The 20984-nt window shown below is 55.0% G+C and carries 14 protein-coding genes and 1 pseudogene; 11 read left to right on the forward strand and 4 right to left on the reverse strand.

What is annotated here, in order from left to right; genetic code table 11:
• Positions 1 to 138 precede the first annotated feature (138 nt).
• From LT85_RS17705 to LT85_RS17730, 6 genes and pseudogenes are all read left to right on the forward strand, one after another.
• Positions 139 to 1155 carry a 1-aminocyclopropane-1-carboxylate deaminase gene (locus LT85_RS17705; RefSeq protein ID WP_038491415.1) on the forward strand — a complete coding sequence of 339 codons (1017 nt, stop codon included), beginning with the start codon at positions 139 to 141 and terminating at the stop codon, positions 1153 to 1155.
• A 136-nt stretch (positions 1156 to 1291) separates the two neighbouring features.
• Positions 1292 to 2569 (forward strand): MFS transporter, encoded by a 1278-nt coding sequence (locus LT85_RS17710; protein ID WP_038491418.1) that lies wholly within the window; start codon positions 1292 to 1294, stop codon positions 2567 to 2569.
• On the forward strand, positions 2562 to 4097 hold the full coding sequence (locus tag LT85_RS17715) for an amidase (protein WP_038491421.1): 1536 nt from the start codon (positions 2562 to 2564) through the stop codon (positions 4095 to 4097). Before LT85_RS17710 ends, LT85_RS17715 begins: the two co-directional genes overlap by 8 nt.
• A gap of 34 nt (positions 4098 to 4131) precedes the next feature.
• Complete coding sequence (gene mdeB / locus LT85_RS17720; protein ID WP_052135291.1) at positions 4132 to 6813, forward strand: alpha-ketoglutarate dehydrogenase; 2682 nt, start codon at positions 4132 to 4134, stop codon at positions 6811 to 6813.
• A gap of 148 nt (positions 6814 to 6961) precedes the next feature.
• Positions 6962 to 7271 (forward strand): annotated as a pseudogene (locus LT85_RS17725) (thiamine pyrophosphate-binding protein); the annotation flags it as partial.
• Between the two features lie 588 nt (positions 7272 to 7859).
• A complete protein-coding gene (locus tag LT85_RS17730) occupies positions 7860 to 9161 on the forward strand; it encodes an MFS transporter (protein ID WP_038491427.1) in 1302 nt (433 codons plus the stop codon).
• 435 nt (positions 9162 to 9596) lie between these two features.
• Here the strand turns inward: LT85_RS17730 and LT85_RS17735 are convergent, their stop codons facing one another.
• Both LT85_RS17735 and LT85_RS17740 read right to left on the reverse strand, forming a co-directional pair.
• Entirely contained in the window at positions 9597 to 10337 is a 741-nt protein-coding gene (locus LT85_RS17735; RefSeq protein WP_038491431.1) for a 3-oxoacyl-ACP reductase family protein, read from the reverse strand.
• An 82-nt stretch (positions 10338 to 10419) separates the two neighbouring features.
• A complete protein-coding gene (locus tag LT85_RS17740) occupies positions 10420 to 10998 on the reverse strand; it encodes a TetR/AcrR family transcriptional regulator (RefSeq protein ID WP_038491434.1) in 579 nt (192 codons plus the stop codon).
• 823 nt (positions 10999 to 11821) lie between these two features.
• Here LT85_RS17740 and xseA point away from each other — a divergent pair.
• Together xseA and sodB are read left to right on the forward strand one after the other, a co-directional pair.
• Positions 11822 to 13183, forward strand: a complete 1362-nt coding sequence (gene xseA / locus LT85_RS17745; protein ID WP_038491437.1) for an exodeoxyribonuclease VII large subunit — start codon at positions 11822 to 11824, stop codon at positions 13181 to 13183.
• A 184-nt stretch (positions 13184 to 13367) separates the two neighbouring features.
• Positions 13368 to 13946, forward strand: a complete 579-nt coding sequence (gene sodB / locus LT85_RS17750) for a superoxide dismutase [Fe] (RefSeq protein WP_038491441.1) — start codon at positions 13368 to 13370, stop codon at positions 13944 to 13946.
• 124 nt (positions 13947 to 14070) lie between these two features.
• Here sodB and LT85_RS17755 read toward each other — a convergent pair whose 3' ends face one another.
• The gene (locus LT85_RS17755; protein ID WP_038491444.1) at positions 14071 to 15477 is read right to left on the reverse strand and encodes a CoA transferase; all 1407 of its coding nucleotides are present in this window, start codon (positions 15475 to 15477) and stop codon (positions 14071 to 14073) included.
• Positions 15478 to 15571: 94 nt separating this feature from the next.
• Between LT85_RS17755 and LT85_RS17760 the strand changes: the two genes are divergently transcribed.
• Positions 15572 to 16783, forward strand: coding sequence for a citrate synthase family protein (locus tag LT85_RS17760; RefSeq protein ID WP_038491446.1), 1212 nt, complete (start codon positions 15572 to 15574; stop codon positions 16781 to 16783).
• Here LT85_RS17760 and LT85_RS17765 read toward each other — a convergent pair.
• Complete coding sequence (locus LT85_RS17765; RefSeq protein WP_052135292.1) at positions 16780 to 17403, reverse strand: TetR/AcrR family transcriptional regulator; 624 nt, start codon at positions 17401 to 17403, stop codon at positions 16780 to 16782. The genes LT85_RS17760 and LT85_RS17765 overlap by 4 nt on opposite strands.
• A 188-nt stretch (positions 17404 to 17591) precedes the next feature.
• Between LT85_RS17765 and LT85_RS17770 the strand changes: the two genes are divergently transcribed.
• Entirely contained in the window at positions 17592 to 18797 is a 1206-nt protein-coding gene (locus tag LT85_RS17770) for an acetyl-CoA C-acetyltransferase (protein WP_038491449.1), read from the forward strand.
• Between the two features lie 22 nt (positions 18798 to 18819).
• Positions 18820 to 20952 carry a 3-hydroxyacyl-CoA dehydrogenase NAD-binding domain-containing protein gene (locus LT85_RS17775; protein ID WP_038491451.1) on the forward strand — a complete coding sequence of 711 codons (2133 nt, stop codon included), beginning with the start codon at positions 18820 to 18822 and terminating at the stop codon, positions 20950 to 20952.
• Positions 20953 to 20984: the final 32 nt, after the last annotated feature.

Consider the following 20984-nt stretch of genomic DNA (forward strand, 5'->3'; position numbering starts at 1 on the left):
AATTTGCAACCATATTTCTTCGCTTTAATTCTAATATGAATTCAATCTCACGATCGATAAAAGTTGGATTCAGACATGCCTGTTTTCTTTGCCAGCTTTGATGCGTGGATACCCACCCTAACCCCAGGAGCAATTCACATGAACCTGAAGAAATTTCCCCGTCATTCCCTGACTTTCGGCCCCACACCGATCCAGCCGCTCAAACGGCTCAGCGCCCATCTCGGCGGAAAAGTCGATTTGTACGCGAAACGTGAAGACTGCAACAGCGGCCTGGCCTTTGGCGGCAACAAGACGCGAAAACTCGAGTACCTCATTCCTGAAGCACTGGAAGGCGGCTATGACACGCTAGTTTCAATTGGTGGGATCCAGTCTAATCAAACACGCCAGGTGGCGGCGGTGGCCGCTCATTTGGGCCTTAAATGTGTCCTGGTGCAAGAGAATTGGGTGAACTACTCAGATGCGGTGTATGACCGAGTCGGCAACATCGAAATGTCTCGCATCATGGGTGCCGATGTGCGGCTGGACAAAGCGGGATTTGATATCGGTATCCGGCAAAGCTGGGAACAAGCCATGGAAGATGTGCGCAAAGCCGGCGGCAAGCCATTTCCGATCCCTGCAGGTTGCTCGGAACACCCGCGCGGCGGACTGGGATTCGTTGGCTTTGCCGAAGAAGTCCGGCAACAGGAAGCCGAGCTGGGTTTCAAATTCGATTACATCGTGACCTGCTCGGTGACCGGCAGCACGCAAGCCGGCATGTTGGTGGGTTTTGCGGCAGATGGTCGCGCCGACAAGGTCATCGGCATCGACGCCTCGGCCAAACCACAACAGACCTTCGATCAGATTCTGCGCATCGCCAAAAATACTGCCGGGCTGGTCGAACTCGGCCGTGACATCACCGCCAAGGACGTAATTCTGGATACGCGCTTCGGTGGTCCCGAATATGGCCTGCCGAACGAAGGTACGCTTGAAGCCATCCGCCTTTGCGCCCGTCTGGAGGGTATGCTGACCGATCCGGTCTACGAGGGCAAGTCGATGCACGGGATGATCGAGAAAGTGCGGCTGGGCGAATTCCCGGAAGGCTCCAAGGTCCTGTATGCCCATCTCGGCGGCGTACCGGCGCTGAATGCCTATAGTTTTCTGTTCCGCAACGGTTAAAGAGTGTCACTCTCCGGTGCTTCTTGCGGACATTCGCAAAAAGTGCCCGGATCGGCGCAAGGATTCGCCCAGCGCCAGCAATGGCGATAAGGGCATCTTTCTTAGTTCGTGGACATCGAAGCCCGGAGGGCCTTGCATGGATACCGCATTAGAGAAAAATAATCACAAATATGTCGTGCTGGTGTTGCTCTATCTGGGATGGTGCGTGTCGTACATCGACAGGGCCGCGATTACTTTCGCCGTCACCCATATCGCCAGTGATTTTCACTTGAAACCGGCTGAACTTGGCATATTACTGAGTAGCTTCTTTCTCGGCTATTCATTAATGCAACTACCCGGCGGTTGGCTATCGGATCGCTTCGGCTCCAAGCCCGTGATTGTGGTGTCAATCTTGTTCTGGTCGATTTTCACCGGCGTCACCGGCGTCGCTTGGTCTTTGACCAGCATGGTGCTGATCAGGTTTATTTTCGGCCTCGGCGAAGGTGCATTTCCAGCGGCAAGCGTCAAGGGCGTGGCCGAGGTTTTCTCGAACGAGGAGCGTCCGAAGATGTCAGCGCTACTGATGTCATCCAACTACGTCGGGAGCATGCTGGCGCCGCTGATCGTTGCGCCGATGATTATTCATTTCGGCTGGCGTAATGTATTTCATTACATGGGTATTGCAGGTTTTGTTTTCAGCGCAGTGTATTGGTTTTTCATCAGGCCGGCCAAGACCCAACCGATAAAAAAAGGAAGCGGAGCAGAAAAGAAAAAAATAGACATGGAAGCCTTCAGAAATCTGCTAAAAACCCCACTGATGTGGAAAATCGTTGCAGTGTGGTTCGGGCTCAGCATAGTCAACAAAGGACTGGATTCCTGGATGCCTACCTATCTGATGACACAACGCGGCCTGGATCTAAAATCGGTTGGTTTGCTTTTACCTCTGCCATATGTGCTTGCCGGTATTTCAACAGCGATTGGAGGTTGGGTGATGGTGCGGTTTTTCGATGGCAAAGAGCGTTATTTGCTAATAGCCAGTTCGGTATCGACCGCGGTGTTCCTGTATTTCATGTACACGGCCGATAGCGTCGCCGGCGTCATCACTTATCAATGTCTCGTCTATTTTTTTAAATCCTTCGTGCTCGCGACCTGTATAGCTCTGCCCACTAAGATATTCCCGGAACGTCTGGTAGGCAGCAGCATCGGCATGGTGAATCTGGGTGGCCAATCCGCGGGGTTTATCTCGCCGCTGGTGATAGGTTTTCTGGTCAGCGCTTTCAGCAACTACGATTATGCATTCGGCTTTTTGATTGCTGCTGCATGTCTTTCTGTTGTCGTAAGCATATTTATCAAGACCGGCAAGGCGGCAACAGAGATGGCAAACAACAGATCGCAACCAGAAGTCGCGAACAATACTGAGGAATCCCATGCTTGAAAAAAACATCGTTGAAAAAAGCGCCGTCGAACTGCGCCGCCTGATCGGGTCAAAGGAAATATCGCCGGTGGAATTGCTGGATGCCTGCATCAGCAGGATAGAAGCGATCAATCCGCATATCAATGCTATTACCGCCACCTGCTTCGAACGCGCACACCGCGAGGCTACAGTGGCAGAGGCGGCGGTGATCGAAGGCGGCCATTTGGGACCATTGCATGGCCTGCCAATCGGTATCAAGGACCTAGAAGAAACCGAAGGATTGCTGACGACTTACGGTTCGCCGATTTATCGTCACAATGTTCCAACCAGGGACAATGCCCTGGTGGCGCGCTTGCGCGCTGCGGGTGCGATTGTGACGGGCAAGACCAATGTGCCGGAAATGGGGGCCGGGGCAAATACCAGAAATTCCGTATGGGGTGCAACCGGCAACCCATTTAATCCGCTCTTGAATGCAGGTGGCTCATCCGGCGGCTCCGCAGCGGCTCTGGCGGTAGACATGCTGCCACTGTGCAGCGGTTCGGATACCGGCGGTTCGCTGCGTATTCCTGCAGCCAAGTGCGGTGTAGTGGGATTTCGGTCGTCTCCCGGCTTGATACCAAGTGAACGAAAATTGCTGGGCTGGACGCCAATTTCGGTAGTCGGACCAATGGGCAGAACGATGGCCGATGTATTGCTTCAGCTTAGAGCAAGCGTCGGTATGCATACAGCAGACCCGCTCAGCTATCCAATCGCCGGAGACGCTTTCAGCACACTGGAGGATATCGATTTGGCCGAGTTGCGCATAGGCTATACCGAAGACTTCGGTATTTGCGAAGTCGATGACAACATACGCAAAGTATTTCGCAGCAAGATCAACGCCCTGAGTCCGTATGTTAAAGAATGCTCACCAGTCAAATTCGACCTTGGCGACGCGCATCGCTGCTTCGACGTAATACGTGCTGAGAGTTTTGTCGCCGGCCTCGAAGCAGCCTATAAGCACGACCCTGCTTCGCTAGGACCGAATTGCCGCGCCAACTACGAGCTGGGTGCCGCCATGACACTAGCTGACTGCGCCTGGGCTCAGGCCGAGCAGACGCGTATGTTCCGCCGCTTTCAAGCTGTATTCACCGACTATGATTTGATACTCTCGCCGACCACGCCGGTGTCGCCATTTCCCTGGTCCGATCTGTTTTTAAAAGAGGTCAATGGCGTCGTGCTCGAAAATTATTATCGCTGGCTGTCGCTCACCTATGTGGTTACGCTGACCACCAATCCTGCTCTCTCTATGCCGTGCGGCAGCGATCACAACAACATGCCGTTCGGTTTGCAGCTGATTGGCGCCTTCCGGGCAGATGCTTATTTATTAGCCTGTGCCAGTGCTTTCGAGCGTTTTTTCGACAGCCGCCCGGAAATGCGCCGGCCGCGACCGGATTTGGAAGCATTGAAAGCGGCCGATGCCGGATTGACCGCTATCGTCACCCATCCGCCGTACGGACCGGGTGCGCAGGAAGCAGATGAAACCTCAACTATCGGCATGCCTGCGGTTTAGCATTGCACTACGCATGTAATCAAGAAAAGGGGCTATGAAAATGTCATCCGCCAAGAGTTTAAACAGTCAATTCGATAGCGACATGCAGGAAACGGACGAGTGGCTCGACGCACTGCAAGCAGTGATACATATTGCCGGTCCCGAGCGAGCGTGTTATCTCATGTCGCGTTTGAGCACGATCGCACAGCAGTTGGGCATTCAATGGCAAGATTCGCGCAATACACCCTATACCAACACAATCCGCGTTGCGAACGAACCGCCATTTCCTGGGGGATCCGATGCACTAGATATTGAGCAACATCTTGCCAGCCTGATGCGCTGGAATGCGTTGGCCATGGTGGTGCGCGCCAATCGCGCCTATGGCGAACTGGGTGGACACATCGCCAGTTATGCATCGGCCGCCGACTTGTTTGAAGTCGGCTTCAACCATTTCTTCCGTGCTCGTACCGACTCGTTCGGCGGTGACCTGGTGTATTTCCAGGCGCACTCGGCACCGGGTATCTATGCGCGCGCCTTTCTCGAAGGTACTCTGACCGAGAAAGAGCTGTCCTTCTACCGTCAAGAGATAGAAGCAAAAAAGCACGGCACGTATGGCCTCTCGTCCTATCCTCATCCATGGCTGATGGAGAATTTCTGGCAATTCCCGACCGGTTCGATGGGTCTCGGCCCTATCAGTGCGATTTACCATGCGCGTTTCATGCGATATTTGGAGCATCGCGATCTGATGGCGCCGCAAGATCGCAAGGTATGGGGAGTATTCGGTGATGGCGAGATGGATGAGCCTGAATCGCTGGCTGCCTTGAGTCTGGCGTCGCGCGAAAAACTGGATAATCTAGTGTTTGTCGTTAATTGTAATCTGCAACGTTTGGACGGACCTGTGCGCGGCAACGGCCACATTGTCGATGAACTCGAAACTATTTTTTCTGGCGCCGGCTGGAACGTCGTCAAGTTATTGTGGGGCTCAGACTGGGATCCCTTGTTTGCCCGAGACCAATCCGGGGATTTGGTGCAAGCGCTGAACCAAACAGTTGACGGTCAGTTGCAGACGTTCGCCGCCAATGATGGGGCCTTCAATCGTGAACATTTCTTCGGCCAGACGCCTGGTCTGAAAGCGATCGGCGCTACCTTGACGGATGATGAAATCGATCGGCTGCGCCGTGGCGGCCACGACATGAAGAAAATTCATGCAGCCTATCACGCTGCCACCACGCATCGAGGACAACCGACAGTGATTCTGGCGCAAACAAAAAAAGGCTATGGCATGGGAACGGCCGGCCAAGGCAAGATGACGACTCACCAGCAAAAGAAATTGGATACGAGCGACCTGCTGGAGTTTAGAAACCGATTTCGCCTGCCGATTTCGGACGCCGATTGCGAGGTGTTATCTTTCTATAAACCAGAGCCAAGTAGCCCGGAAATGCAGCATCTTCAGGCGCGTCGCGTCGCGCTCGGCGGCTTCATGCCACGCCGCACGGACCCAGCGATCAAGATCGCCGTGCCCGCCATTGCGTCGTATGCCAAGTTCGCTTTAGAGGCAGACGGCAAGGAAATGTCAACCACCATGGCGCTGGTGCGCATGCTCGGTGGATTACTGAAGGATGACGAGATCGGAAAACGTATCGTGCCGATCGTCGCCGACGAAGCACGCACCTTCGGCATGGCTAATCTGTTCCGCCAGATTGGCATCTATTCGTCCCAAGGACAGCTGTATGAGCCGGAAGATATTGGTTCGATCCTGTATTACCGCGAAGCGAAAGATGGCCAAATCCTGGAAGAAGGTATCACGGAAGCGGGAGCAATTTCTTCCTGGACGGCAGCCGCGACCAGCTACTCGGTACACGGTTTGCCGATGCTGCCATTCTACATTTACTACTCAATGTTCGGCTTCCAGCGCATCGGCGATTTGATTTGGGCAGCAGCTGACCAACGCGCACGCGGATTTCTCATTGGCGCCACCTCAGGCCGCACCACCCTTGCAGGCGAAGGATTGCAGCACCAGGATGGTTCCAGCCACGTCATCGCCGCCACCATTCCGAACTGCATATCCTACGACCCAGCTTATGCGTATGAGATGGCTGTCATCGTGCAGGATGGCATGCGCCGCATGATGGAGCATCATGAAGACGTGTTCTATTACGTCACGGTCACTAATGAAAATGAAGCGCAGCCGAGCATACCAGCCGATGTCGAAGACGGCATCATTCGCGGCATGTACTGCCTGGAGCGGCATGAAAATGTGGACGTCCGTCTGCTGGCTGCGGGACCTATCTTGAAAGAAGCGATTGCTGCTGCAGCGCTGTTGAAAGAGAAATTTTCCGTGAACGCAGAAGTCTGGAGCGTCACCAGTTTCACTGAACTGGCGCGCGACGGCGTAGTCGCAGAGCGTACAAGACGTTTATCCGGCGCGCCGCAGGAAGCGTTCGTCACGCAACAGCTAGGTGGCAGCAAGGCGCCAGTCATTGCCGCCTGCGATTATGTAAGGAATCTACCTGAAAGCATACGCGCATTTGTTCCGGCTACCTATGTAACGCTGGGTACTGACGGCTTTGGTCGTAGCGACACGCGCGCTAGCCTGCGTGATTTTTTCGAAATCGACGCGAAGTGGATCGCGTTTACCGCACTGAGAGAATTACATGGAAATGCGCAAGAGCAATTGGTAACGTTTGCCGAAGCGCTAGGCGTTGATCTTACAAAGCCATTGTCAACTACGGTTTGAGCAAGGAGTTAACTTGTGACTATGGTTAAAGCCAATGTCCAGGATATCAGCGACTTCAAGGAAGTGGAAGTTATTGAACTGCTGGTGAAACCGGGTGACACGATTAGTATCGAATAGCCGAGAGAAGTTGACCGGTGCAGAAATCGTGATTCGCTGCCTGCAGGAAGAAAGCGTCGTACATGTATTCGGTTATCCCGACGGAGCCGTGCTGCACATCTACGACGCGCTATTCAGTCAGGAAAATCCGGCACATTCTGGTGCGCCACGAACAGGGGACAGTCCATGCTGCGGATGCCTACTCGTGCAGCTCGACCAGGATCGGCGTCGCAATGGTGACCTCCGGCTCTGGTGTGACGAACGCGATCACAGGCCTTGTAATTGCATTCATGGACTCAATTCCGATGATCGTCATCTCCGGAAAAGTGTCTTTGCATGTGATAGAGCAGGATGCCTTCCAGTAATGCGATACGCTAGGCATCACGCTGACCATGTGACCTGCCCGGGTATTTTCGAACCAGTTGAAATTTTAGAAGATAGATTCAATTTTTCCCCATAAATAGCGACAATCCCTCTTCTACATCATCAAACAGAGCAGCAAGCACCAGCGCATAGGCCTGTCCTGTACAAACTTGAGTATATGGCGTTCTTTCCAACGGACCAAATAGCGTCGACTTTTGCGTCTGTGCAAACTCAAAGTAACTGTCTTTTAACCACGACAGACTTTATTAGTCATTATCACACCTGATAATGACTAATAAAGTCTGTCACTGACCCTGCGCCACTTAATTTTAGGAATATCGATTTCAAGAAATTTAATGGCACTTCCAACAGCTACCCTAATCATCAAAGTCTGCTCAGGGAAAAAGTGAGAACGAGCTCTGGCAATGGCACATCGATAGAGAGTATTTTTATATACGTAATCTTTGGCAATCTAGTTGATTTAAGATTACGATCATTGCGTATTTAAACTGTGACATCGCAAGACCTGGCACAGACAGGAAAAATAGTTGGGCCGACATACCGGCCCCCCGGCCCCGGAGCAAACAATGATGAAATTCCGCTGGTTTATTGTCTTCATGTTATTCCTTGCTTGCATAATCAGCTATCTTGATCGTGTGGCACTCTCGGTTGCAGCACCATTAATCGCCAAAGAATTTAATTTAGATCCGGCACATCTGGGTATCGTCTTCAGCGCTTTTTTTGTAGGTTACGCCCTGTTTTGCTTTGTTGGCGGATACGCGGCTGACCGCTTTGGCGCAAGGCGGGTGCTGATTGCGGCCATCTCCGTGTGGTCGATTTTCTGCTGCCTGACAGCAGTTGCTTCCGGCCTCCTCAGCCTGCTGGTTATCCGGGTAATATTTGGCGCCGGCGAAGGCCCCCTGGCTACCTGCACCAACAAGATAATTAGCCGCTGGTTCGACCGCAAGGAACAAACCACCGCGGTCGGATTCGCCAACTCCGGCCTGCAGCTAGGCGCAGCACTCGCAGGGCCTGTGATCGGACTGATGGCCGTTCGTTGGGGCTGGCGCATTCCCTTTGTTGTTATCGGAGCCGTTGGCTTGTTATGGGCTCTCATGTGGACGATATTCTCCTCTGACCAGCCGGAAGGAAACCGCTGGATTCGCGGCGCCGGAAAATTGCCGGCATCGGAAAAATCCCCCGGCGATGCCACGGAAGCGCTTCCCAACAGACCATTGATGGCGTATTTGAAGAGCCCGACGATTCTGGCAACCTCGCTCGCGGGTTTTGGCTATGCCTACATCTTGTATTTTTTCCTTTCCTGGTTTCCCAGTTATCTGATGATGGAAAGGCATCTGAGCCTGTCTTCGATGAGTATCGCGAACATGATTCCCTGGGGGCTCGGCTTCATTGGAATCGCATCAGGCGGCTTCATTTCCGACCTGATTTTCCGCTGGACCGGAAATGCGCTGAGAGCGCGCAAGATTGTGATCGTCGGCGGCCTGCTGGTAGCTGCCGCCTGTGTAGCGCTAGCCGGCGTTGCCGATAGTGTCGGCGCAGCAGTTGCCTTGATGGCCGTCACCGTATTTTTTATGAATCTGACGCTTAGCGGGTACTGGGCGATTATTCTGGATACGGTCGAACCGGGGCGCATGGGCGGCGTTGGCGGATTCGTGCACTTTCTGGCCAACACCGCAGGCATTCTTGCCCCGATACTGACCGGATTCCTGGTGCAGTGGACCAAGGTTTTCACGAGCGCATTCATTCTTAGCGGCGGCATCGCTTTGGCAGGTGCGCTGGCGGTGGCATTCTTTGTGCGGGCGCCACGGGCAAGCCCCGGATCCGCGGGTAAGGAAAGTGCGGCAGCCAACGCATTGTTGCAAAATTAGTATTTTCAAGAACTTAAAAATGGGCAAATCTGCTCGCACGCATTAGCCTGGCCGTGATAACTGCCCTATTCGAGCGACGTCTCATCGAAACTCTCGACTCAAACGTGAAGATTCCTAGCCTGTCAGACCGAGTCCCAATAAAGGGAAGTGGCATCGACACCAGAACAATACGTGACGGATTGAAGCAAAAATCACATCGCTCAGCCCCTTCAACGCCGGGACCGAAAGGAGGCATTCTATCTTGTCAGAAGATGCCGTGCCTGGCGCCGGTATCCATGAATTTTGCCCACCGCAGAAAGTCGCACACGCACCTGGTTCGGGCCGGGAACCTGCGACGGGCTGTGTAGTTTAAGTTATTCGGGGCCGCCGTGGGTTTCAACAATAGTCTATTGCATTGTCTTTCTCCTTACGAATGCATGACCGTTCTTTGTTTAGTCAGGCCAGGTAGCCGCCATCGATCGTGAGTGCCGAACCAGTAACAAAACTAGATTCAGGTGAAGCCAGATAAGCGGCGAGGCTGGCAATTTCACTATCCTTCCCCATACGACCAAGGGCCATGAGCGGCCGCACCATCGCGCGGGAATTCTCATCAGAATTCATGTCTGTTTCGATAGGGCCGGGCTGGATGGTATTGACGGTAATGCCGCGTGGGCCAAGATCGCGCGCCAAGCCGCGCGTCAATGAAGCAACTGCTGCTTTGGTCATTCCATAAACGGACGCCCCTGGAAACCCGATGCGGTCGCCGGTCACGCTGCCGATGGTGATGATGCGCCCGCCTTCATGCATGTGAGACAAGACTGCTTGTATGGCGACAAAGACCGCCCGCTGATTAACGGCAACCATCTGGTCAAAGTCAGAAAGGCTGAATTCGTCAATCGTGCCGCGCTTGAGTATGCCCGCATTGTTCACAAGGATATCGATGCCGCCATATGTCTCGGCGGTCAAGGCAACGGCTTGTTGCACCGCCGCTATATCGGCGCTGTCGGCCTTGATCGGTAAAACCACTCCACCGGCGGCCTTGATTTCCGCCGCAAGAACATTTGCCTTGTCTTCGGAAGCAGCATAGGTGAATGCAACCACTGCTCCGTCATGTGACAAACGGCGAACGATGGCGGCTCCGATGCCGCGAGAACCGCCAGTGACTAAAGCGACTTTATTGGACAGAGGACGTGACATGATTTAATTCCTTTCAGTTTAATTTTGGACTAATCAATCTATAATTAGACGTAAAAAAACACGCCTGGTGCGTTGCTTGTTTTTACCGGATACCTCGCAGTGCTATGCGGGCAATGCCGCGTAAATTCTCTTCGGTTGCCCCGGCACGGGCTGCGACTTTAATGCCGGTCAGCGTAGCCAAAAGGAACTGTGCCGCAGCCTGGGGACCAATTTCCTCGCCAATTTCGCCCTCCTTCTTGGCTTCGACAAGCCTGCGCTCGAGGGAGGAAATGAAAATCTTGCTTGCCATTTCGGTGATCATCGTCACTTCTGAATCCGCACGACCGAATTCGCAGATGGCGCTAATACCCAAACATTTCGGTTCTGGATCGGCAACTGCCCGCGATACGGCAAAATCCATCAGCGCTTCCACCCCCATCATTGGGGAGGCAGGTGCGCTCAATGCATCGATTTGATCGTTGACGCTACCAACGACATAACGTTGCAGGGCTTCCAGATAAAGCCGCTTTTTGTCGCCAAACGTGTTGTACATGCTCTGGCGACTAATGCCCATGACCTGCAGTAGTTCATCGGTCGATGTGCCCTCGTAGCCATGCGTCGAGAAGATTTCGATAGCCTTCTCAAGTACTACTTCGTTCTCGAATTCTTTTGGTCGTGCCATGGATTTTATAATAGCCAATTATGGACTGATCTGTCAATTACATATAATAACATATAGTCGAAACATGGCTTTGAATTAGTCTTTGGCATTAAGGGGCGTGCTCTTTGGGTTGCAAAACGCTTGAAACGCTTGAAATGCTTGATTTAGATCGGCTTGGACTGATAAGCAAAGACAATTCCCAGCGCATAGGCTCATCCTCCCGAAACTAAAAAAATTTCCTTATAAAGCAGTAAATTACGCCCAACTGATTTTTCACGTATCGAAATTAAAGACGGGCGCAACCGAAAATATTGCCTGGAAAATCTCCGGACAATCATACCCACAAGAAATGAGCAATCGAGGTATGCGCACTGTACGCCGGCAAACTTTACGCATCATTGCGAGCGCATAAAGTTTTCCACAGATTTTGGGGATAACTTTGTGAACAAGCACACTGGATTCGCATTAAGTCCTTGATTGGCATCGTGTTTTCACCAGTGTGAAGGATGGATGCAAATACGCCTCAAACAGGGCTTTACGGATGGGAAGTTGAGTTTTCCCGACAATGGATGTGCATTTTGTCATCGTCCCGCTAACAGATATCCACAACCCGGCAGCAATCCACAGTTACCCACAGAATATGTGGATAAGCTTGTGCGCAAGCCCACTGCATTCCAGACAAGCCCTTGATTTGTTTCACTTTTCCATTGCTGTGCAGCGGCTGTGCTTTACAATGTCAGCGCCCGTGCCTGTGATCGGCCGGGAGACCAAAGCTCATTTCATCAATATACGTGAGTGCGAACGTATATTGATGAAATGAACTCTAATTCAACCGGAAGCCAGCATGAATATCTCCAGCACCAACGACAACTATTCCAGCGGCCCGCAAGTACTCACAGTATCGGCCCTGAATCAAGCCGTTGCCCGCATGCTGGAACGCAGTTTTCCACTGGCCTGGGTATCGGGTGAAATATCGAACTTCAAAAGCTATGCATCCGGTCACTGGTACTTCACGCTCAAAGACGATGCGGCGCAAGTGCGCGGCGTGATGTTCAAGGGCCGCGCCCAGCATGCCGGCTTTACGCCGCGCGATGGCGACAAAGTCGAAGTGCGGGCACTGGTGACGTTGTATGCGGCGCGCGGCGACTATCAGCTCAATGTCGAGGCGATCCGGCGTGCCGGCGTCGGCAACCTGTACGAAGCTTTTTTGCGCCTGAAGGAAAAACTGAACGCCGAGGGCTTGTTCGATCCGGCGCGCAAACGTCCACTGCCGCCATTTGCAAGAACCATCGGCATTGTCACAAGCCTGCAAGCAGCGGCGCTGCGCGATATCCTGACCGCGCTGGCGCGGCGTGCGCCGCATGTGCGCGTGATCCTTTACCCTACTCCGGTGCAAGGCGACGGCGCCGCTGAAAAGATCGCACGCGCTATCAATACCGCTGCTGCGCGTGCCGAGTGCGAGTTGCTGCTGGTCTGCCGTGGCGGCGGGAGCATCGAGGATTTATGGTCCTTCAATGACGAAGCGGTGGCGCGAGCAATTGTGGCTGCGCCGATGCCTGTGATTTCCGGCGTCGGCCACGAAACCGATTTCACGATCGCAGACTTCGCCGCCGATCTACGCGCCGCCACTCCGACCGCCGCCGCCGAGCTGGCGACCGTACCACGCGGCGACTGGCTGGCGACGCTGGAAGGCCATGCCGATGACCTGACCCGCGCCCTGCGCCGGCAGCTGGCTGAAGCCGGCCAGACTCTGGACTGGCTAGGCCGCCGCCTGAGCAGTCCGGCCGCCACCATCGCTCATGAAAGAGTCAAGTTGCAGAGTCTGCAAAACAGGCTGCAGCATGCAACCCACATCCCCCTGACACAATCGCGCTATGCCTTATTGAATTTGCGCACCCGCTTGAATGCGCAAATCCCCAGCACCAAAACATCGCGTCAGATATTACTGGAGCAAAGCCGGCGTCTCGGTAGCGCGTTGACGGCAAAAAGCCATAACAGCCGCCAAGCGCTGGCAGCCCTGAATGCGCAGCTTGAACTGTTGAATCCGCAACGTACACTGGAACGCGGCTACGCCATCGTCTCCGATGCCAAGGGCCATGTGATTCGTGCACCGAAAGAACTCCAGCCACGGCATTTCGTCACCGTGCAGCTGGCGGAAGGCAGCGCCAAGGTCGGCATAGATAGTGTTCAGGCAACGCTGGATTGAGCACAGACTGCTTGTCATCTGACGCAAGTCGCATAAGCTTCGAATAAATATAACGGGAAAGCGCAAGCTTGCTGCATGGAATAGCTAAGCGCTTTACAATAGCTCTTTCCTGGAAACTGTTCGTAAGATGTATAGGCAACAGCTTCTTTGTAATCCCAATAAAACTATAGGAAGGACGCACAACATGGCACACACTCTCCCGCCTCTGCCGTACGCTCTGGATGCATTAGCTCCACACATTTCCAAAGAGACTCTGGAATTTCACTATGGCAAGCATCACCAGACCTATGTAACTAACCTGAACAACCTGATCCCTGGCACAGAATTCGAAAACCTGTCGCTGGAAGACACCGTCAAGAAATCGTCCGGCGGCGTTTTCAACAACGCAGCGCAAATCTGGAACCACACGTTCTACTGGCACAGCCTGTCGCCAAATGGCGGCGGCGCACCAACCGGCGCATTGGCAGATGCGATCAACGCCAAGTGGGGCTCGTTCGACAACTTCAAGGTTGAACTGACCAAGACTGCAGTCGGCACTTTCGGTTCCGGCTGGGCCTGGCTGGTAAAGAACGCCGACGGTTCGCTCGGCCTGGTATCGACTTCGAACGCAGCGACTCCGCTGACTACTGACGCTAAGCCTTTGATCACTGTCGACGTCTGGGAACACGCTTACTACATCGACTACCGTAACGCTCGTCCAAAATACCTGGAAGCATTCTGGGCATTGGCGAATTGGGAATTTGCTTCGCAGAATTTTGCTTAAGCAATTCGCATGACAAGCAGTTTGTTATAGCCGGTCCGACAATCATCGGCAGGCATGTCAAAAAAGCGCTTACTTGATAGTAAGCGCTTTTTTATTTACCGCATCAATTTTCAATTCTCAATTCTCAGCGTTGCTGCCAACGCGCTTCATGGGCGCCTAGCGCCGACGGTGGCAAATCGAAGTGCGGCGGCGTCAGCGGCATCTGCTCAGCCGGCGCTATGGCGCTGACCGCTCCGAACGATGACGACATCGTTTGCCGCCATCCTTGTACTTCATCCGCTGTCATATCCGCGTACTGCAAGCCGTTCGCAAGCCGCGGCAGGGATTGCAGCCAGCGTCCGGTTTGTGCCAACGAGACACGTACTCGCCAGCCGCCGCCTTCGACTGCGCGCTTGTGCAACGCGTTCATGGCGCCAAACGCGGCCAAATAGCCAGTAGCGTGATCAAGCGCCTGGCACGGCAGTTTGCCTGGCTTGTCGCTGCGCGCCGCCTGTCCTTCTTCCCAGGCGATACCGGTGGCGGATTGCACCAGGCTGTCAAAGCCGCGCCGTCCGGCCCAGGGGCCGGCATGGCCATAAGCGCAAAGACTGACCTCAACCAGTCCGGGCCGCAAGGTCTGCAATTCGTCGCTGGTAAAACCGTACGCATCGAGTGCACCCGGCCGGTAAGCGTGCAGGAAAACATCGGCGCCACGGATCAGTTCACGCAGACGTTCACGCCCTGCTTCGCTGCGCAAATCGAACTGGGCCGCACGCTTGCCGCGGCCATTGTCGATCACCAGCGTCGGGATATTCGGCAAATGCGCGGCGCTGATCGCGAGCACCTCGGCGCCATGCTGCGCCAGGGTGCGGCCAGCTACCGGCGCGGCGATCACGCGCGACAGGTCGAGTACCCGTATCCCGTCCAAAGGCCGCTCCACCGTCGCACGCGGCAGTTCAGCCGGGACATCACTGACATGCGTGATGTCAAACAGCGGCAAGGCGGCGATGGCGGCGGCCTGCGGATGGGCACGCCATTCCTCTGGACTGCGTATCAATGCTGCGCACATGCCCTCTTCTGCCAACCGCGCATCGAGTTCTGCGGCATTCCAGCCAGCGATCGCTGCAGCTACGGCGGTGTGGTCGTCGACGCATTGCAAGACGCGCAACACGCCATCGCGATGATGCGGAAAATTGGTATGCAATTGAATCCAGCGACCGTCACCCGCCTGGTAGTAACCCGCTATCGGGCTCCAGGGATCAGCGGGAGGTTTCCCATCTATCAGCAGATAACGTTCGCTGCGAAATATCGCCAGCGCATGGTGCTGATCAACGCTCACGGTTTGCTGCCGGCCGCCGCGCAGATGCCAGAATTCAGCAGCGGCCAGCGCCTGAGCACCGATTGTGGCTGACGCCAATGCGCCCACCGGAAATACCGATGGCAGTTGCGTTCCAAGGTTTGAAAAATGCAGGTGGCCAAGCGCATCCTGATCGCGACCGGCAGTATGCCAGATAGTGTCGACGAGCTTATTGGCCAAGGTATCTGGTTGCATAATCTTCCTTATCGCTAGTAACGATTCAGTCTAGAATTTGCTAACAGTCTGCGTCAATCTTGATTGCGACAATCAATACAAAGAAATTTTCCCGATGAAGAAAATGCTCACGGCAGATGAAGCGGCAACCTTGCTCGGCGTCAGTACGGCTACATTGTATTCCTATGTCAGCCGCGGCATGCTCGACTCCGTGCCAAGCAAAAATGTGCGTAGCAAGCTGTATCCGCGCGACCAGGTACTGCGCCTTGCGGCTCGGCGCAAAGATGGCCGCCAGGCGGGGCATACCGTCGAGCAGGCGATAGACTGGGGCAAGCCGATACTGGAATCGCGGATTACCCTGATTGAGCATGGCGTCATCCGCTACCGTGGCCATGACGCCATGAAACTGGCGCAAAGCGCAACGCTGGAGCAGGTTGCCGTGATCTTGTGGGACGACGGCAAAGCGAATATGTTCGACACAAATGTAATGCAAATCACACCGGCGCAATGGCGGCACATGCGCCAGCCTTTCTCTACTTTCCTGCCGCTGGAACGCACTGCCGCTTTACTGGCGGCCTCAGCACCGTTGTTGATTGCAGCAGAGCTGCCGACAAATGGTGCACAGCTCATGCAACTTGTAGCGGCCGCGTTGCTTAATACGGATGTCAGCATGCTACCGCTGCATCAGCAATGCGGCAATGCTTGGGGTCTCGACGACGCTGCGACAAATCTGGTGCGGGCTGCGCTGGTCGCGTGCGCCGATCACGAGTTGAATGTCTCCGCATTTACGGTACGTTGCGTGGCTTCCACCGGCGCGCCGCTACCCCTTGCGTTGCTTGCCGGATTGGCTGCCTTATCTGGTCCGCGCCACGGCGGAGAATCGCTACGCATACGTACCCTGATCGACGCTGCGCTGGAAAGCGATGACATGCATGGCGCTCTGAAACAGCATTTGGCGCAACCCGGGATAGCCAGCGGCTACGGTAACCGCTTACCCGGCTTTGGCCATCCGCTGTATCCGGATGGCGATCCGCGCGGCCGCATGCTGCTGCAAATGCTGGCGGCGCAAGAAACACGACACGGTAATATCGCGCAGTTGCTGGAAATCGGCGAAGCCGCCAGCGCGCTAAGCGGTCAGCCGGTGAATGTCGATTTTTCCTTGGCGGCGATTGAATACGCATTCGGCCTGGCGCGCGGGACATCGCAGACGCTGTTTGCGCTGGGCCGCTGCGCCGGCTGGATCGCCCACGCAAAGGAACAAGCCTCGACCGGGCAGTTGATCAGGCCTCGTGCGCGCTATGTGGGATCTTTCGACTTCCTCGATTAACCGGCTTGCGGCCGGGAGATCGCCCGCCACAGCATCCTGAACAACGCGTTCGCCTGCAACGCCAGCGCTTCTTTCTCGCCACGCATGGTGTGCATGTGCACCAGCCGCTCCAGGATGCCGATGAAATAGTCCAGCAGGATTTTCTCATCCACTTCATCCGTGAGCACGCCTTGGGCGCGGCCGTCGGTCAAGGTCTGCATCAGGACTTCCATCATTTCCGGCTGGCGAAACGTGCGGTCGCGGCCCCAGGCGCTGATTTGCAATGAGCTCATGATGAGCTGGCTCACCTTGGGATTGCGGTCGAAAAAATCCAGCACAACCCAAAACACCTTGCGCAGCTTGTCCTGGCAACTCTCGATGCCCTGCAAGTGGTCTAACATGCGCGACGCCAGCGCACCCAGCCAGGTTTCAAGGCAGGCAAACAACAGCGCTTCCTTGCTGCCGTAGTATTTATAAATGGTTTGCAAGGAGACATTGGCAGCACTGGCGATTTCACCAAAGCTGACGCTGTGAAACTCCCGCTGCGAGAACAAATCCAACACCGCGCTCTCTATCCTTTGCTGTATCACCGGCTTGAGCAAAGCGCGGTCAAGGATGATTTTCTGTTTTTCCGAAGACATGGCTTTGTTATTTTCACACTATGTGTAATTAATTTTACCGCTGCACTAATGCACTTTTCAGATGCCCGATTTAGAGTGGGCTATCAATTGACGCTAAGCGCCGCTTTCACTACAGTTGGCGTTCAGCATAAATCAAACATCAATGTAAGTGTAATTTCTATTACATACGCACACAAGCCGGAGACGCTATGACTGAAGCATATATTTTCGATTCCGTACGGACCCCGCGCGGCAAAGGCAAGAAAGACGGCTGCCTGCACCAGGTGACCCCTGTCAATCTACTGGCGCAACTGCTGCACGCGCTGGAACAACGCAACCAGCTCGATACATCCCAGGTAGATGACGTGGTGCTTGGCTGCGTGACGCCGGTCGGCGAACAAGGCGCGGACATTGCGCGCACAGCAGTGCTGTATGCCGGCTGGGACCAGTCGGTGGCGGGCGTGACCCAATCCCGCTTTTGCGCTTCCGGACTGGAATCGATCAACCTGGCGGCGATGAAGATCATGTCCGGGCAGGAGCAGCTGGTGGTGGCGGGCGGCGTCGAGAGCATGTCGCGCTGGGCCATGGGTTCCGACGGCGGCGCCTGGTTCATGGACCCGCGGGTCAACCAAAGCACTGGTTTTGCGCCGCAAGGCATAGGCGCTGACCTGATCGCCACCCTGGAAAATTTTTCGCGCAGCGATGTCGACAACTTCGCCCTGCTATCCCAAAAGAAGGCTGCACTGGCGCGCGCCGAAGGCCGCTTCGCTAAATCACTGATCCCGGTGACCGACCTGAATGGACTGGTGATACTGGACCATGACGAATACATCCGCGCGCAAACCACGATAGAAAATCTGGCTGCGCTGAATCCGGCCTTTGAGCAGATCGGCCAGATGGGTTTCGATGCGACTGCGCTGCGCAAATATACGACCGTCGAAAAAATCAATCACGTGCACCACGCCGGCAATTCTTCCGGCATCGTCGACGGCGCCGCGCTGGTGCTGGTCGGCAGCAAAGAAATGGGTGAAAAGCTGGGATTGAAGCCACGCGCCCGGATCGTGGCGACGGCAGTCACGGGATCGGAACCGACCATCATGCTGACCGGGATCGCACCGGCGGCGCGCAAGGCGCTCGCCAAAGCCAAGATGTCGGCCAAGGATATCGATCTGTTTGAAATCAACGAGGCGTTCGCTGCAGTTGTCATGCGCGCCATCCGCGACCTGGATCTCGATCCGGAAAGGGTCAACGTCAATGGCGGTTCGATTGCGATGGGCCATCCGCTTGGCGCCACCGGCGCCATGATCCTCGGCACCGCGCTTGATGAGCTGGAGCGCAGCGGCAAGAAGACTGCGCTGATCTCGCTATGCGTCGGTGGCGGCATGGGTATTGCCACCATTATCGAGCGTGTTTGATTCACTGACCGGATAAAAGATCATGAGCGTAAATTTTCAAAAAGACAGCGACAACGTCGCCACCCTCACCCTGGACATGCCCGGCCGTTCGATGAACGTGCTGAACGAGGCGCTGACTGCGCCATTCATGGAAGCGATTACCCGAATCGAAGCGGATCCGACGATTACCGGCGTCATCATCACCTCCGGCAAGGCGGATTTCGTTGCCGGCGCCGATATCGAAAAGCTGTACCAGATCACTGAAGCACAAGCGGCTTTCGATCTGGTGCAAGAATTCAAGGGATTCATGCGGCGCCTGGAGTTATGCGGACGTCCGGTGGTGGCCGCGCTCAACGGCACTGCGCTGGGCGGCGGCCTGGAACTGGCGCTGGCTTGCCATCACCGTATCGCCATCGACAATCCGAAAGCCAAGTTCGGCCTGCCGGAAGTGAAGCTCGGCTTGCTGCCGGGCGGCGGCGGCACGCAGCGTTTGCCGCGCATGATCGGCATCCAGAGCGCCCTGCAGCTGATCCTTGAAGGCAAGGAGCTGCGTGCGGAGGAAGCGCTGCAGCAAGGCATCATCCAGGAACTCGCAAGCGACAAGGAAGACATGCTGGCGAAAGCCAAGGCCTGGTGCCTGGCCAACCCCAAAACCAAGCAGCCTTGGGACGACAAGAAATTCCGCTGGCCCGGCGGCGATTCACGCAGCCCGGGCAATGGCCAGTTATGGGCAATCGCGCCATCGATGGCCAGCGCCAAAACCCATGGCAATTATCCGGCCGCCACCAACATCCTGAGCTGCGTATTCGAGGGCGGGATCGTCGATTTCGATACTGCCTGCGAAATCGAATCGCGCTACTTCGTCAATTGCGCCTTGTCGCCGGTCGCCAAGAATATGATCGGCACCCTGTGGTTCCAGCTCAACGCCATCAACAAGGGCAAGTCGCGCCCGGAAGGCTTTGCGTCATCCAAAGTCAGCAAGGTCGGCATCCTGGGAGCAGGCATGATGGGCGCAGGGATTGCCTACGCCTCGGCGAAAGCCTGCATCGAAGTGGTACTGCTGGATAACAGTATGGAAACTGCGGAGAATGGCAAGAACTACTCCAGCAAACTGCTGGACAAGGCGATTCGGCGCAAACAGCAGACCGAAGCCGGCAAGACCGCCTTCCTCGCACGCATCCATCCGACTGTAGATTTCAACGACATGGCGGGTTGCGATCTGATTATCGAAGCGGTCTTTGAAGACCGCGAGATCAAGGCCGCGGTGACCAAAAAGACGGAGGCAGTGCTCAGCGCCGATGCCGTCTTCGCCTCGAACACCTCGACGCTGCCGATCACCGGTCTGGCGCAAGCCAGCGTACGTCCGGCCAATTTCATCGGTTTGCATTTCTTTTCGCCGGTGGACAAGATGCCGTTGGTTGAAATCATTGTCGGCGAACATACCAGCCAGCAAACGCTGGCACGCGGCTTCGACTATGTGCAGCAAATCAAGAAGACGCCGATAGTAGTCAATGATTCGCGCGGCTTTTACACTTCGCGCGTCTTTGGCACGTATGTGATGGAAGGCATGAAGTTATTGATGGAGGGCCAGCATCCGCGCTCTATTGAAATGGCTGGTTTGCAGGCCGGCATGCCGGTCGGACCACTGGCGGTACACGATGAAGTCAGCTTGTCCTTGTCGCTGCATATCCTGCAACAGACGCGCAAGGATTTCGCTGCGACAGGCAAGCCTTTTGCCGGGCATCCGGCCGACGCGGGACTGGAAAAAATGGTGACCCAACTGGACCGCAAGGGCAAGAAAGCCGGCAAAGGTTTCTATGATTATCCGGAAAATGACAGCAAGCACCTGTGGCCAGGTTTGCTGGAAGCCTTCCCACTAGCGGAAAAGCAATTGCCGCAAAAGGATCTGATCGAACGGATGATGTTTGTGCAGGCGAACGAAGCCGCCAAATGCTACGAAGAGAACGTGGTGATGACGGTTGCGGACACCAATATCGGCAGCATTTTCGGTTGGGGTTTTGCGCCGTTCCAGGGCGGTGCGCTGCAATACATCAATGCCTATGGCCTGGTCAATTTCGTCAAACGTGCGGAACAGCTGGCTGAGCAGTTCGGCAGCTATTTTGCACCGGCGGCAATACTGGTGAAGATGGCGGAGCACGGCAAACGCTTCGAATGACCGAGACACCCTCACTCAGTTAGTTGGGTTAG

The organism is Collimonas arenae (assembly GCF_000786695.1).
GTDB lineage: Bacteria > Pseudomonadota > Gammaproteobacteria > Burkholderiales > Burkholderiaceae_D > Collimonas > Collimonas arenae_A.

Bases quoted from the DNA above. Each gene is read 5' to 3' on its own strand.
- LT85_RS17740 (WP_038491434.1), bottom strand. From the start codon at position 10,998: ATGGCACGACCAAAAGAATTCGAGAACGAAGTAGTACTTGAGAAGGCT.
- xseA (WP_038491437.1), top strand. From the start codon at position 11,822: ATGAATATCTCCAGCACCAACGACAACTATTCCAGCGGCCCGCAAGTA.
- LT85_RS17770 (WP_038491449.1), top strand. From the start codon at position 17,592: ATGACTGAAGCATATATTTTCGATTCCGTACGGACCCCGCGCGGCAAA.
- mdeB (WP_052135291.1), top strand. From the start codon at position 4,132: ATGAAAATGTCATCCGCCAAGAGTTTAAACAGTCAATTCGATAGCGAC.
- sodB (WP_038491441.1), top strand. From the start codon at position 13,368: ATGGCACACACTCTCCCGCCTCTGCCGTACGCTCTGGATGCATTAGCT.
- LT85_RS17705 (WP_038491415.1), top strand. From the start codon at position 139: ATGAACCTGAAGAAATTTCCCCGTCATTCCCTGACTTTCGGCCCCACA.
- LT85_RS17775 (WP_038491451.1), top strand. From the start codon at position 18,820: ATGAGCGTAAATTTTCAAAAAGACAGCGACAACGTCGCCACCCTCACC.
- LT85_RS17755 (WP_038491444.1), bottom strand. From the start codon at position 15,477: ATGCAACCAGATACCTTGGCCAATAAGCTCGTCGACACTATCTGGCAT.
- LT85_RS17735 (WP_038491431.1), bottom strand. From the start codon at position 10,337: ATGTCACGTCCTCTGTCCAATAAAGTCGCTTTAGTCACTGGCGGTTCT.
- LT85_RS17710 (WP_038491418.1), top strand. From the start codon at position 1,292: ATGGATACCGCATTAGAGAAAAATAATCACAAATATGTCGTGCTGGTG.
- LT85_RS17765 (WP_052135292.1), bottom strand. From the start codon at position 17,403: ATGTCTTCGGAAAAACAGAAAATCATCCTTGACCGCGCTTTGCTCAAG.
- LT85_RS17760 (WP_038491446.1), top strand. From the start codon at position 15,572: ATGAAGAAAATGCTCACGGCAGATGAAGCGGCAACCTTGCTCGGCGTC.
- LT85_RS17730 (WP_038491427.1), top strand. From the start codon at position 7,860: ATGATGAAATTCCGCTGGTTTATTGTCTTCATGTTATTCCTTGCTTGC.
- LT85_RS17715 (WP_038491421.1), top strand. From the start codon at position 2,562: ATGCTTGAAAAAAACATCGTTGAAAAAAGCGCCGTCGAACTGCGCCGC.